This window comes from Rhodococcus sp. Leaf247, from assembly GCF_001426185.1.
GTDB lineage: Bacteria > Actinomycetota > Actinomycetes > Mycobacteriales > Mycobacteriaceae > Rhodococcoides.
On the sequence record NZ_LMRP01000004.1, the window covers coordinates 90,769 to 103,374 of the forward strand.

A 12,606-nucleotide genomic window follows, 5' to 3' on the forward strand; every position below is an offset into this window, starting at 1 on the left:
CTCAGACCGCGAGTCCGAGTGCGGTGAGATAGCCGACCGGATCGACACTCTCACCGCCGCGGCGAACCTCGAAGTGCAGGTGCGGGCCGTTGGAGTCGCCGGTGCTGCCGACCGCTCCGATGGCTTGTCCGGGCGCGATGGTGTCGCCGACAGCGACATCGATACGGCTCTGGTGCCCGTAGAGCACCTCGGTGTCGCCCTTCTTGATCTTGACCAGGTTGCCGTAGCCGTCGCCCGCGTCGCCGGCCTGCACGACGGTGCCACCGGTGACGGCGTAGATGGTGGTGCCCTGGGCCGCACCGAGGTCGATGCCCTCGTGGTTCTGCTGTCCGCTGCCTGTCGGGTTGCTGCGTCCGCCGTAGCCCGAGGTGACCTCGAAAGTGCCGGGGGACAACGGCAACCGAGCTCCACCGACACCCAGTGGTGCCGCCTGGAACGGCGACGTCGCGTCCGGTGTCGGGTCGGGAGTCACCGGCGTCAGTGTGATGTCGCCGAGGACGAGTCCTGCGACTTCCTGGACCAGGACGCCGGTTGCGTCGAAGACGGCCGCCAGGATGGCTGCCTGCTGCTTCGCGTTCATCGGGATGCCCGGGATCTGGAACGCCGGTAGTGCGGGCAACGGCGGCAACACGGGTGCTGCCGCGGCGGTGGGCGTACCGGCGAAGAGGAGTGCCCCTGTCGCTGCGACGCCGACCATGGCGGCCGATCCCCAGCGGCCACGCCGTCGGGGGGAGCGCGATTCAGGGCTGATCTGTGATGTTCGGTGCACGAAATACCTCCGTATGCGCCCGGGGGCGTCGACTTCTCACGTCGGCGCGGACTGTGAGGAGGAGGCGTCCCGAGGTGCCGCGGCGTCCACTGACGACACAGCCGTCGACGCCACGCGGGTCCGCACGAGCGGGCGACGCGAGAGCACGGCCATGCCGCACCGGCGAACGCGAATGCCCTTCCCTTGGCTTTCGGGTACGACCGGTGGAACAACACAGGTAACACGGGGCGCACCTTCCCCAAGAGCGCCATCGGTCACTCTACGGGACTTGAGTATCGCTGAGTAACACGAATGCTCAATTACACCAACGTAATTCGAGCGGCGCCGCCTAGCTGGGAAAACACATGCGTGTAATTCATCGGAGGCCCTGCTCATGCGGGGAGGTCGGGCTCCATGGCCGACTGATACCTTTCGTGCGGGGCGGGGTTACTGCCGCGTGCAACGCGACTGTGGGGGATTTTCGATATGGGACGACAACGGGCGATGGCTGCTGCCCTGGCATTGATGGTGGTCGGGGGATCGAGCCTGGCGCTCGCACCGGTAGCCGTCGCCGAACCGTGCGGGGGACTCTCCGGCACCGGAATCAGCGGTATCGGCTTCCCGGGGCAGCAACCGGCCGGTCGTCAGGGCCCCGTGCCTGCATACGACGGGCCGTCGACGTCCACCGTGGCGTGGGTGACCGGACAGGAGAGCGCGAACAGGACGTTCGACCGCTTCGGGATCTCGGGAACGGATCTCGGCATCAGCTGGGACAACGGCGCCGGACAGACGTTGATGGCCTTCGGCGACACCTTCGGCAACTGCTCGGTGCCGGGTGGGCAATGGCGGCACAACGTCCTTCTGCGCAGCAATGACGCAGATCTCGCGGACGGCATCACCTTCGCGGACGGAGTTCCCGGCGATGCCTCGTCGGGTGCAGTGGTCGCCGGCAACGACCCACGGTTCGCCACGCAGCTGCTCTCCGCGCTGGGGCTCTCACCCGTCGAGTACACGATCGTTCCGACGTCGGCCATCGCGGTGAACGGCGTGCAGTACATGCACTTCATGTCGGTTCGGGAGTGGAGCGGCTCGGTCTGGTCGACCAACTACGCCGGTATCGCGACCTCACGGGACAACGGGCAGACGTGGTTCCCCGAACCGAGCACGATCCGCTTCAACAGCGGCGTCACGATTCCCGGCACCGAACAACTGGATGCGCGCTTCCAGCAGGCGGCCTTCGTCCGCGGCCAGGACGGGTTCGTCTACCAGTACGGGACTCCGAACGGCCGTCTCGGTGCTGCGTACCTCGCCCGCGTCACACCCGAGGCCATGCTGGACCTGAGCCGCTACGAATACTGGAACGGCGGCGGGTGGGCTCCCGGAGTGGATGCGGCCGTGCCCGTCGTCCGGCAACCGGTCGGGGAGATGTCCGTCGCCTGGAACGCCTATCTGAACCGATACATCATGCTGTACGGCAACGACGTCGAAGGTCGGATCATGGCGCGCACCGCGTCGTCTCCGGAGGGCCCGTGGAGCGCGCCCACAGCACTCGTGGTCAACAACGACATCGGCAACTACCCCGGCGGAGGCCTGTACGCCCCGTACATCCACCCGAAGTCCGCCGGTAATGCGTTGTACTTCACGGCATCGCAGTACTCGTCCTACAACGTCATCCTGATGCGGACGAACCTCGACGCCCTGCCGCGCTAGAGAATCACGGACGAGAAAGGCCCCCGACTCGTGAGTCGGGGGCCTTTCTGTTCGGGGTGGACGACGGGACTCGAACCCGCGACAGCCAGGATCACAACCTGGTGCTCTACCAACTGAACTACGCCCACCATCACTGTGTCCGCCCCGTGGAGGGCTTCGCAGCGCGTTCGATACTAGCGTGTCCCGGGCGCGGGATGCCAATCGGTTACTCGGTCAGGCGTCCTTGTCGGTCAACGCGGTCACGACGGAGGCGATGTCCTCCGTGCTCGGGCCGGGGGGCGCGACGAAGGCGGTCTGTCGGTAGTACCGCAACTCCTGGATGGACTCCTCGATGTCCGCGAGTGCCCGGTGGGCCAGACCCTTGGGAGGCTGACCGAAGTAGATGCGCGGGTACCAGCGTCGGCACAGTTCCTTGATCGAACTCACGTCGATCATCCGGTAGTGCAGGTAGTCGTTCAGTTCCGGCATGTCCCGAGCGATGAACCCACGGTCGGTACCGATCGAGTTGCCGGCGAGCGGAGCCGTGCCCGCGGGCACGTGCGTACGGATGTAGTCGAGCACCTGCTTCTGCGCTTGCTCCATGGTGACGGTGGAGGCGCGCACCTCCTCGGTCAGACCGGACTTGGCGTGCATCGCGGTCACGACGTCGGGCATCGACGCGAGGGAGTCGTCGTCGCAGTGGATGACGATGTCGACACCGTCGCCCAGGACGTTCAAGTCGCTGTCCGTCACCAGAGCGGCGATCTCGATGAGCTTGTCCGAGCCCAGCTCGAGACCGGTCATCTCGCAGTCGATCCACACAAGTTTGTCGTTCACCGCTGCCACAGTAGTCCCGACGTCGACGCTAGAGTTCACCGCGAACGCCCCCACCGAACGGAGCACCGCAGACGATGACCGATTCCACCACTGCCGGACGGGCAGCCGCCATCGCTGCGGGGTACGCGACGCAGGGCCCGGCGATCGAACTCGGCAGTGTCGTGCTCGGTGGCGTGGCCGACGCCTCGGCCCGGGTGCGGTTGCCGTTGAAGATGGTCAATCGGCACGGTCTCGTGTCGGGCGCGACCGGAACGGGGAAGACGAAGACCGTCCAGGTCATCGCCGAGCAGCTCTCAGCCGCAGGCGTTCCCGTCGTGCTCGCGGACATCAAGGGCGACCTGTCCGGATTGTCTGCCGGCGGAACCGATTCCGAAAGTCTGCGGGCCCGCGCGACGGAGACCGCGGCGACGGAGTGGGCGCCCACCGGGTTCCCGGTGGAATTCCTGTCGCTCGGTACCGAGGGCGGCGCTGTCCCGGTCCGGGCGACCATCACGGCCTTCGGGCCGATCCTTCTGAGTAAAGTCCTGCAGCTCAACGCTACTCAGGAATCGACCCTTGGCCTGATCTTCCACTGGGCGGACACGCAGGGGCTCGCGCTGCTGGATCTGAAAGACCTGCGCGCGGTGATCACCCATCTCACCAGCGACGAGGGCAAGGCCGACCTGAAGGGCATCGGCGGCGTCTCGTCGTCGACGGCCGGAGTCATCCTGAGGGCACTGGTGAATCTCGAAGCGGACGGTGGAGACACGTTCTTCGGGGAGCCGGAGATGCGCACGGAGGATCTGATCCGTATCGCACCCGACGGTCGCGGCGTGATCACGCTGTTCGAACTGGGCGCTCTCGCAGCACGTCCGGTGATGTTCTCGACATTCCTGATGTGGGTTCTGGCCGATCTCTTCCAGACTCTCCCCGAGGAGGGCGACCTGGACGCCCCGAAACTCGTGTTCGTCTTCGACGAGGCGCATCTGCTGTTCGCCGACGCGTCGAAAGCATTCCTGCAGCAGGTCGAACAGACCGTGAAGCTGATCCGTTCCAAGGGCGTCGGAATCTTCTTCTGCACCCAATTGCCCTCGGACGTACCGGGACCGGTGTTGTCGCAGCTGGGCGCGCGTGTGCAGCATGCGCTGCGTGCCTTCACCCCGGACGATCAGAAAGCGCTGACCAAGACGGTCCGGACGTACCCGAAGAGCGAGGACTACGACCTCGAGGAAGCTCTGACGACACTCGGCACCGGAGAAGCGATCGTGACCGTGTTGTCCGAGCGTGGAGCGCCGACACCCGTGGCGTGGACGAGGATCCGACCGCCGCAGTCGTTGATGGACACCATCGGCACCGACGCGATCACCGCGGCTGCGACAGCGAGCCCGCTCTACGCCACCTACGGGACGACGGTCGACGGCGAGTCCGCCTACGAACTGTTGAACGCCCGCATGGCGCCGGAGCCGACACCGCAGGCACCGGAGTTCCCGCCGCTGCCGCAGACCTACGACCTACCGCCGCTCCCCGAACCGGAGCGCGACGGCCCGTCCGCGGCGGAGCGCATCATGGCGAACCCGGCCGTGAAAAGTTTCCTCCGCTCGGCCGCGAGTGCAGCAGGACGGGAGATCTCACGCAGCATCTTCGGGACGGGTCGCCGTCGACGCAGGTAAGAGGTCAGGAACCGCCGAGCTTCTTGTAGAAGCTGCCGATGATCGGGGCGCTGATGGAGCGCGGGCTGTACTGCCCGGCGACGGACATTCCCTTGCTGAGGATGCCCGGCACGATGCGCATCTTGTTCTTCTCGAGGCCGTCGAGCGAGATTCGTGCGGTGTACGCGCTGTCGATCCACAGGAAATCCGGCACCAGCTTGTCGACGATGGAGGCGTCCGCCGGATCGGGCGTCTCGGTGCGGACCGGTCCGGGTGCCAGCAGGGTGCAGTGCACTCCGGTGCCGGACAGTTCCGAGCGCAACGACTCCGAGAACGTGTTGACGAACGCCTTGGTCGCGGCGTAGGTCGCATTGTTGGGGATGGCCATGTTTCCTGCTGCCGACCCCGTGATGAGGATCCCGCCCGCCTTGCGCGCGATCATGCCGGGAAGCACCGCCAGGGTGAGGTCGTGCACCGCAACGGCATTGAGCTGCACCTGGGCGCGTTCGTAGGCGGGGTCGAGTGCCGAGACGGGCCCGAACGTCGCGATGCCGGCGTTGTTGCACAGCACCGAGATGTCGCGGCCGGCCAGCTCGTCCGCCAGCGTCCGACGCTGAGCGGGATCGGACAGATCGTTCACGCGCACCTCGACGGTGACTCCGTGCTCGGCCGTGAGCTTCGTGGCCAGGGCCTCGAGGAGCTCACCGCGTCGTGCGACCACGATCAGCGAGTGCCCGCGGGCGGCGAGTTCGGTGGCGAGTGCTTCACCGATACCGGACGACGCTCCGGTGACGACGGCACGGGACTCTGCGGAGGGTGCTGGGAGGCTCACGGTGTCCGAGGCTAGCGTGAGCGGTCCCGGCGCGGCAGCGGCGGGTCAGATGGATGCGGCGAGGCGGGTGCCCTGCTCGATCGCGCGCTTCGCATCCACCTCCGCGGCGACGTCGGCACCTCCGATGACGTCGACGACGGTTCCCGATGCCACCAGCTCGTCGAGCAGGTCGCGCACCGATTCCTGTCCGGCGCAGACGACGATGCTGTCGACGGCGAGAGTGCGAGACGCCCCGTCCACGGTGATGTGCAGACCGGCGTCGTCGATACGGTCGTACGCGACCCCGGACAGCTGCGTCACCTTCTTGCTCTTCAGCGCGGCGCGGTGCACCCATCCGGTCGTCTTTCCCAGCCGCGTCCCGATGCGCCCTTCCGTGCGCTGGAGCAGGAACACCTCGCGCAGGGCCGGTGTGGCGGCAGTGTCCGTCACGGCACCGGGAGCAGTGGGATCGTCGGTGACTCCCCACTCGGCACGCCACTCGGCGAGACTGGGCGCCGGCTCGGAGGTGAGGAACTCCGAGACGTCGACACCGATTCCGCCGGCACCGATGACGGCGACTCGACGGCCGATGGTCCGGTGCCCGAGGACCGCGTCGGCATATGTCATCACGCTCGGATGGTCGATCCCCGGGATCGACGGAACACGCGGGATCACACCGGTGGCGAGAACGACACGGTCGAACCCGGACAACTCGGAGGCAGTCGCCGTTGTCGAGAGCCGAACGGTCACGTTCGCCGCATCGAGGGCGTGGGAAAAGTAGCGAACGGTCTCCGCGAACTCCTCCTTACCGGGAATCCGCCGCGCGATGGCGAACTGGCCGCCGATCTCGGCACGTGCCTCGAACAGTGTCACCCGGTGTCCGCGCTGACCGAGGGCGACGGCGGTGGACAAGCCGGCAGGTCCGGCTCCGACGACGGCCACGTCGGTCGCCCGGCGAGTGGGGGACAGGAGCAACTCGGTCTCACGACCGGCGCGCGGGTTGAGCAGGCACGAGGCCTTCTTGTGTACGAAGACGTGGTCGAGGCAGGCCTGATTGCACGCGATACAGGTGTTGATCTGGTCGCGTCGGCCGCTCTGCGCTTTCAGGATCCACTCGGGGTCGGCCAACATCGGTCGTGCGAGCGAGACCAGCTGCGCGCTGCCGTCGGTCAGGATCTCCTCGGCGATTTCGGGCATGTTGATGCGATTGGCGGCCGCGACGGGCACGGTCACCACCTCGGCGAGACGCTTGGTGAAGTCGATGAACGGTGCGCGAGGAACCGATGTGACGATGGTCGGGACGCGGGACTCGTGCCACCCGAAGTCGGAATCGAACAGATCGACACCGGCTGCCTCCAGGTCGGTGGCCAGCGCGACGATCTCGTCCCACGTCTGGCCGCCCTCGACCAGATCGGCGAGCGAGATGCGGAACGAGAGCAGGAACGTCGGACCCACCGCTGCCCGCGTGCGATGCACGATCTCGACGGCGATACGACGGCGGTTCTCCGCCGATCCGCCCCATCTGTCCGTGCGCTGGTTGGTGCGCGGTGCGAGGAACTGGTTGAGGAAGTAGCCCTCGCCGCCCATGATCTCGACGCCGTCGTACCCGGCGCGCTGGGCGAGTCGAGCGCAGCGCACGTAGTTCCTGATCTGCCACTCGACCCCGCGGTCGCTCAGACCTCGAGCTCGGAAGGGGGTGATGGGCGACTTTCCCGACGAGGCGCTGACGCTGAACGGGTGGTAGGAGTACCGACCTGCGTGCAGGATCTGCAGCAGGATCTTGCCGTCCTCCCGGTGCACCGCGTCGGTCACGCGGCGGTGGCGTCGAGCTTCGAGTCGGTTGGTCAATTTCGCCGCGAACGGAAGAAGCCAGCCGGTGCGGTTGGGCGCGTACCCACCGGTGACGATCAGCGCGACCCCTCCGCGCGCCCGCTCGGCGAAGTAGGCGGCCAGTTTGTCGACGTCCTTGGCCCGGTCCTCGAGCCCTGTGTGGATGGATCCCATCATCACGCGGTTGCGCAGCGTGGTGTGGCCGACCTCGATCGGGGACAGGAGAACGGGGAAGTCGGTCATCTCGGCACCTTATGCTCCGACGCATGGTCGTTGTGGGTAGCCCTGGCGCGGTGTCGAAGAAGCAGGTGCTGTCGTGGGGGTTCTGGGACTGGGGTGGCGCGGCGTTCCAGGCCGTCATCCTCACCTTCGTCTTCTCGGTGTATCTGACCGACTCGGTCGGAGCGGACCTGCCCGGCAGTATCTCGGCGACCACGTGGTTGGGCTGGGCACTGGGAATCGCCGGGCTGTCGATAGCCCTGCTCGCCCCCGTGTCGGGTCAACGCAGCGACGCGAAGGGACGTCGCAAACGACTCCTGTTCGTCCTGACCGCAGCGACCATCGTGTGCATGGCGGCGTTGTTCTTCGTCAAGGACGACTACCACTATCTGTGGCTCGGACTGGTGCTGCTGTCCATCGCCTCGGTGCTCTTCGAGGTCGCCCAGGTTCCGTACACCGCGATGCTGCGGCAGGTGTCGACGCCCGACAATCTGGGTCGGGTGTCCGGATTCGGCTGGGCCATGGGCTATTTCGGCGGCATCTTCCTGCTGTTGCTGTGCTATTTCGGCTTCATCACCGGCGACGGCGATACACGCGGATTCTTCGACGTCAGCACCGACGGCGGGCTGAACATCCGTCTGATCGCCCTCATGGCGGCGGTGTGGTTCCTCCTGTTCGCCCTTCCCGTCATGTTCGCGGTGCCCGAACTCCCGGCCCTCGATCCCGACGCGGCCGCCGCACGCGCCGGATATCTCGAGTCCTACCGCGTGCTGTGGCGAGACGTGTCCGATCTGTGGCGGACCGAGCGTCGCACCGTATGGTTCCTGGTGGCCAGCGCACTGTTCCGGGACGGTCTCGCCGGGGTCTTCACGTTCGGCGCGGTGCTGGCGGTGACGGTCTACGGCATCTCGGCCGCCGACGTGCTGCTGTTCGGCGTCGCTGCGAACGTGGTTGCTGCACTGGGCGCTCTGGTCGCCGGACGCGTGGACGACCGCATCGGACCGAAGCGGGTCATCGTCGTCTCGCTCGCGTCCATGATCGTTGCCGGGGCCATCCTGCTCGCGGTGTCGGGGCCGCTGATGTTCTGGATCTTCGGTCTGATCCTGTGTCTGTTCGTCGGCCCGGCGCAGTCGTCGTCACGCACGTTTCTCACGCGCATCGTGCCGCCGGGTCGAGAGGGCCAGATGTTCGGTCTGTACACGACCACCGGACGTGCCGTGTCGTTCCTGTCGCCGACGTTGTTCGGCCTGTTCGCCTACCTTTTCGACGCCGACCGGGCAGGAATCCTGGGGCTGCTGCTGGTACTCGGCGCCGGCCTGCTGGCGTTGCTGCGCGTCGCGGCTCCGGACGGTGATCGGGCGCGGGTGACGGCGTGAAGGTCGACTTCAAGAAAGACCTGCCGACCTATTCGGCGTCGCGAGGCCGGTTCGACATCGTGACCGTGCCCTCGGTGGACTATCTGATGGTCGACGGACGGGGCGATCCGAACACGGCGGCCTACGCGGATGCGATCGCGTCGCTGTACCCGCTGGCCTACGGACTGAAGTTCCTGAGCAGGAACGAGCTCGGACGCGACCACGTCGTGATGCCCCTCGAAGCATTGTGGTGGTCCGACGACATGGAGTCGTTCACCAGTCGGCGTGACAAGTCGCAGTGGGAATGGACGGCGATGATCATGGTGCCGGACTGGATCACCGCCGACCATCTCGAGGAGGTGCGGGCTGTGAAGAGCGCACCGCGCATCTCCGACGTGCGGCTCGAGCGTCTCGACGAGGGCCTGTGTGTGCAGACTCTGCACGTCGGGTCCTACGACGACGAGGCTGCCGTACTGGCCGAGATGCACGACGTCGTCGTCCCGGCGCACTCGCTCGGCATGACGGGGCGTCATCACGAGATCTATCTGAGCGACCCGCGGCGAGTGGATCTTTCGAGGCTGAGAACGATCCTGCGGCAGCCCGTCTCGCGCTAGCGCGCGAGAATCTCGTCGGCGAGTCGATCCGGGAATTCCTCGGGGATCCAGTGGCTTCCCGACAGCTCCACGAATTCGTAGGTGCCGCTGACGTGCTGCGCGCAGAGTTCGGCCGCGACGCGACCGACGGCCGTGTCCTGGTTGCCCCAGACGAAGGTCGTCGGAACGGTCACCGGTCCGAGATCGGCGAAGTCCCGCGTCGTGGCCCGGTACCACTCGAGAGCCGCGGTCAAGGTCGCACGATCGCCCATGACAGACAGGTGCTTGTGGACGATCGTCGGATCCTCGGCACCGGAGAACATCGCGATCAGGCGGCGCGCGCCGTCCTCGAGCAGAAGATCCTCGGCCTTGCCGGGCTGTCGGAACAACGTCATGTACGCGCTGCGCTTCTTCTGGTCCTCGTCCTCGCGGATGGCCCACCCGAACGCAGCGGGATGCGGAACCGACACGGCCGTGAGGGTGCGGACCCGCTCCGGGTGCCGCACCGCGACGTACCAGGCGACTATCGCGCCCCAGTCGTGGCCGGCCAGGTCGACGGCGTCGAGACCCAGGCTGTCGAGCGTCCCGACGACGTCGTCGACGAGGTGGTCGATCCGATAGGACTCCGTGCCCTCGGGGCGGGCGCCGGGGGAGTAGCCGCGTTGGTTCGGAACCACGACGTCCCGGCCGGCGTCGGCCAACCGGACGGCGACGTCGTGCCAGCTCGCGGACGTCTCGGGGAATCCGTGCAGGAGAAGGGCGGGTCTGTTACCGGCCGTTCCGTACCGATCCGCGTCGAAAGTGAGGTCGCCGACAGAGATGCGCATGCATCCGAGGTTAGCGGCTCGTCGGTCGCGTCGGGCGTGGCTACGCGCGCAGCGCGGTCGCGGGTCCGCGGGCCGCGCCGAACTGTCGGGGCTTCCACTGACCCATCCCCAGCATGATCACTCGCAGCTGGGACAGGGCGCGCTCGACGATGTCGCGCTCGGCGGCACTGGACGGCGACACTTCGACGAGGTCGACGACCGTTGCCAGCATCGTGTTGACGATGAGGTCGGCGACCATGTCCAGATCCTCGCCCGGCCAGGACGAGAGCGCGGGGATGCGCGAGAGGTCCTGGGTCAGCTCGTGAACGATCATCTGCAGTTCCGTCTCGATCGCCCGTCGTACCTCGACGATGCCGCCGGACCGCTCGCGGATGAGGAAGCGGAACTGGACGTCGTGCTCCCGGATCTCACTTATAAGCAACTCGAGCGATTCGCGGGCGTTGTCGGCTGAGGGATGGCGGCGGACGTCGCGCAGGATCTTGCGGAGCACCCGCATGCTGTCCTCGACCACCGCCACACCGAGGTCTTCCATCGAGGCGAAGTGGCGGTAGAAGGCTGTCGGGACGATTCCGGCTGCACGGGTGACCTCGCGGAGACTCACGCTGGAGAAGCTGCGGTCCGCGATGGCGTCGAGCGTTCCGTCCACGAGGGCCCGCCGGGTTCGTTCCTTGCGTTCGGCCCTGCTGGCCGTCGCGGAACCTGCGGAGTTCTCGGACATCCCTCGACATTAACCGACATCAGTGTATGAGTGTGCACTTCCGCATCACGGGAGCCAGGCGCGTCACTGCAGATCACGGTACGTGTCCGTCGTCACATTTGGCTTGATAGTTGCCGGTACGGGCTGTCACACTCGATTCCAGTGAACGCGTGTGCACTGGAGAAATCATCCGGTCACCGGCCCGTCATACGAGGAGGACGACTTGAGCATCGCCACCACACCCACATCGCGCGGCCGTCGCAGTTCGCTGCTGTCAAAGCTGCGCCCCCGGTTGCTCGAGACGCTGACGACGCCGCATGCGGTCGACCGCTACCTCGAACTCGTCGACCCCATGATGACCGTCGACGACATGCGCGCCGAGGTGGTCGCCGTTCGTCATCAGACCTCCGACACCGTCACGCTGACGCTGCGCCCCACGTGGCAGTGGAAGGGGTTCTCCGCCGGCCACTTCGTGCAGATCGGTGTCGTGGTCGACGGCGTCCGACACACGCGCTGCTATTCCCCGGCCGGCACTGCCGGAACCGGCGACGACACGATCGAGCTCACCGTCAAGGCTCAGCCGGACGGCATCGTGTCCAACTACCTGGTCGCCTCGGCGAAGCCCGGTCTCGTGGTCAATCTCGCACCCGCCACGGGCACCTTCGAGCTACCGAGCCCGCGACCGGACCACGTTCTGCTGATCAGTGGTGGAAGCGGCATCACCCCGGTGATGTCGATGCTGCGCACGCTGGTGCACGAGGGGTACACCGGACGCGTGGCGTTCCTGCACTACGCCTACACGGAGAACGACGTCTGCTACCGCGCCGAACTCGACCGCATCGCGGCCGAGAACGACAACGTGGACGTCCTGTACGCGTACACCGATCAGCAGAACGGTGGTCATCTGCACGGATTCTTCGACACCGAGCATCTGAACGCCGCAGCACCCTGGCACGCCTCGGCGCAGACGTACCTGTGCGGGCCGCCCGGGCTGATGAAAGGCGTCAGGTCGGTGTTCGACGACCTCGGACTCTCCGAGTCGTTGTTCTCGGAGGAGTTCGTCACCGCCGTTCCGGTCGTCGACGGGGATGCCTCGGGAACCGTGTCGTTCTCGGGTTCGTCCGTCGAGGCGGAGAACGACGGCGCCACCCTCCTGGAGCAGGCCGAGAATGCCGGGCTGACACCGGAATTCGGCTGCAGGATGGGAATCTGCTTCACCTGCACGGCAATCAAGAAGTCGGGATGCACCCGCAACGTCAAGACCGGTGAGCTCGACTCCGATCCGGACAACGAAATCCAGCTCTGCATCTCCGTCCCCGTGGGCGACGTCGACATCGACGTCTGACCCATCCACACACTCGAAGAGGAGGTC

General features: G+C 66.6%; 11 protein-coding genes and 1 tRNA gene. 5 read left to right on the forward strand and 7 right to left on the reverse strand.

Annotated features, from left to right (window positions below; all coding sequences use genetic code 11):
* Position 1 precedes the first annotated feature (1 nt).
* Positions 2-697, reverse strand: a complete 696-nt coding sequence (locus ASG64_RS18480; protein WP_052493360.1) for a M23 family metallopeptidase — start codon at positions 695-697, stop codon at positions 2-4.
* Between the two features lie 537 nt (positions 698-1,234).
* Between ASG64_RS18480 and ASG64_RS18485 the strand changes: the two genes are divergently transcribed.
* The gene (locus ASG64_RS18485) at positions 1,235-2,458 is read left to right on the forward strand and encodes a DUF4185 domain-containing protein (protein WP_056075407.1); all 1,224 of its coding nucleotides are present in this window, start codon (positions 1,235-1,237) and stop codon (positions 2,456-2,458) included.
* A gap of 55 nt (positions 2,459-2,513) precedes the next feature.
* Here the strand turns inward: ASG64_RS18485 and ASG64_RS18490 are convergent.
* Together ASG64_RS18490 and orn are read right to left on the reverse strand one after the other, a co-directional pair.
* Positions 2,514-2,586: transfer RNA gene (locus tag ASG64_RS18490), tRNA-His, on the reverse strand.
* An 85-nt stretch (positions 2,587-2,671) separates the two neighbouring features.
* Entirely contained in the window at positions 2,672-3,274 is a 603-nt protein-coding gene (orn, locus tag ASG64_RS18495; RefSeq protein ID WP_042575999.1) for an oligoribonuclease, read from the reverse strand.
* A gap of 74 nt (positions 3,275-3,348) precedes the next feature.
* Between orn and ASG64_RS18500 the strand changes: the two genes are divergently transcribed.
* Positions 3,349-4,923 (forward strand): helicase HerA-like domain-containing protein, encoded by a 1,575-nt coding sequence (locus ASG64_RS18500; protein ID WP_056075410.1) that lies wholly within the window; start codon positions 3,349-3,351, stop codon positions 4,921-4,923.
* A gap of 4 nt (positions 4,924-4,927) precedes the next feature.
* Here ASG64_RS18500 and cmrA read toward each other — a convergent pair whose 3' ends face one another.
* Positions 4,928-5,734 (reverse strand): mycolate reductase, encoded by an 807-nt coding sequence (gene cmrA, locus ASG64_RS18505; protein WP_042575984.1) that lies wholly within the window; start codon positions 5,732-5,734, stop codon positions 4,928-4,930.
* A gap of 45 nt (positions 5,735-5,779) precedes the next feature.
* The gene (locus tag ASG64_RS18510) at positions 5,780-7,786 is read right to left on the reverse strand and encodes an NADPH-dependent 2,4-dienoyl-CoA reductase (protein WP_056075413.1); all 2,007 of its coding nucleotides are present in this window, start codon (positions 7,784-7,786) and stop codon (positions 5,780-5,782) included.
* A 23-nt stretch (positions 7,787-7,809) separates the two neighbouring features.
* Between ASG64_RS18510 and ASG64_RS18515 the strand changes: the two genes are divergently transcribed.
* On the forward strand, positions 7,810-9,138 hold the full coding sequence (locus tag ASG64_RS18515) for an MFS transporter (protein WP_231568763.1): 1,329 nt from the start codon (positions 7,810-7,812) through the stop codon (positions 9,136-9,138).
* A complete protein-coding gene (locus ASG64_RS18520; RefSeq protein WP_056075416.1) occupies positions 9,135-9,731 on the forward strand; it encodes a GyrI-like domain-containing protein in 597 nt (198 codons plus the stop codon). The genes ASG64_RS18515 and ASG64_RS18520 overlap by 4 nt, the downstream gene beginning before the upstream one ends.
* On the opposite strand, the gene ASG64_RS18525 is transcribed toward ASG64_RS18520, so the two are convergent.
* Together ASG64_RS18525 and ASG64_RS18530 are read right to left on the reverse strand one after the other, a co-directional pair.
* Positions 9,728-10,537 carry an alpha/beta fold hydrolase gene (locus tag ASG64_RS18525; protein WP_056075419.1) on the reverse strand — a complete coding sequence of 270 codons (810 nt, stop codon included), beginning with the start codon at positions 10,535-10,537 and terminating at the stop codon, positions 9,728-9,730. The two genes, ASG64_RS18520 and ASG64_RS18525, sit on opposite strands and share 4 nt — an antisense overlap.
* A 40-nt stretch (positions 10,538-10,577) precedes the next feature.
* The gene (locus ASG64_RS18530; RefSeq protein ID WP_056075422.1) at positions 10,578-11,255 is read right to left on the reverse strand and encodes a TetR family transcriptional regulator; all 678 of its coding nucleotides are present in this window, start codon (positions 11,253-11,255) and stop codon (positions 10,578-10,580) included.
* A gap of 202 nt (positions 11,256-11,457) precedes the next feature.
* Between ASG64_RS18530 and ASG64_RS18535 the strand changes: the two genes are divergently transcribed.
* The gene (locus ASG64_RS18535) at positions 11,458-12,579 is read left to right on the forward strand and encodes a ferredoxin reductase (protein ID WP_042576001.1); all 1,122 of its coding nucleotides are present in this window, start codon (positions 11,458-11,460) and stop codon (positions 12,577-12,579) included.
* The last annotated feature ends 27 nt before the right edge of the window (positions 12,580-12,606 follow it).

Excerpts from the sequence above, each read along its gene's own strand:
- ASG64_RS18480 (WP_052493360.1), bottom strand. The coding sequence starts at position 697 with ATGGTCGGCGTCGCAGCGACAGGGGCACTCCTCTTCGCCGGTACGCCC.
- ASG64_RS18485 (WP_056075407.1), top strand. The coding sequence starts at position 1,235 with ATGGGACGACAACGGGCGATGGCTGCTGCCCTGGCATTGATGGTGGTC.
- ASG64_RS18500 (WP_056075410.1), top strand. The coding sequence starts at position 3,349 with ATGACCGATTCCACCACTGCCGGACGGGCAGCCGCCATCGCTGCGGGG.
- ASG64_RS18510 (WP_056075413.1), bottom strand. The coding sequence starts at position 7,786 with ATGACCGACTTCCCCGTTCTCCTGTCCCCGATCGAGGTCGGCCACACC.
- ASG64_RS18515 (WP_231568763.1), top strand. The coding sequence starts at position 7,810 with ATGGTCGTTGTGGGTAGCCCTGGCGCGGTGTCGAAGAAGCAGGTGCTG.
- ASG64_RS18525 (WP_056075419.1), bottom strand. The coding sequence starts at position 10,537 with ATGCGCATCTCTGTCGGCGACCTCACTTTCGACGCGGATCGGTACGGA.
- ASG64_RS18530 (WP_056075422.1), bottom strand. The coding sequence starts at position 11,255 with ATGTCCGAGAACTCCGCAGGTTCCGCGACGGCCAGCAGGGCCGAACGC.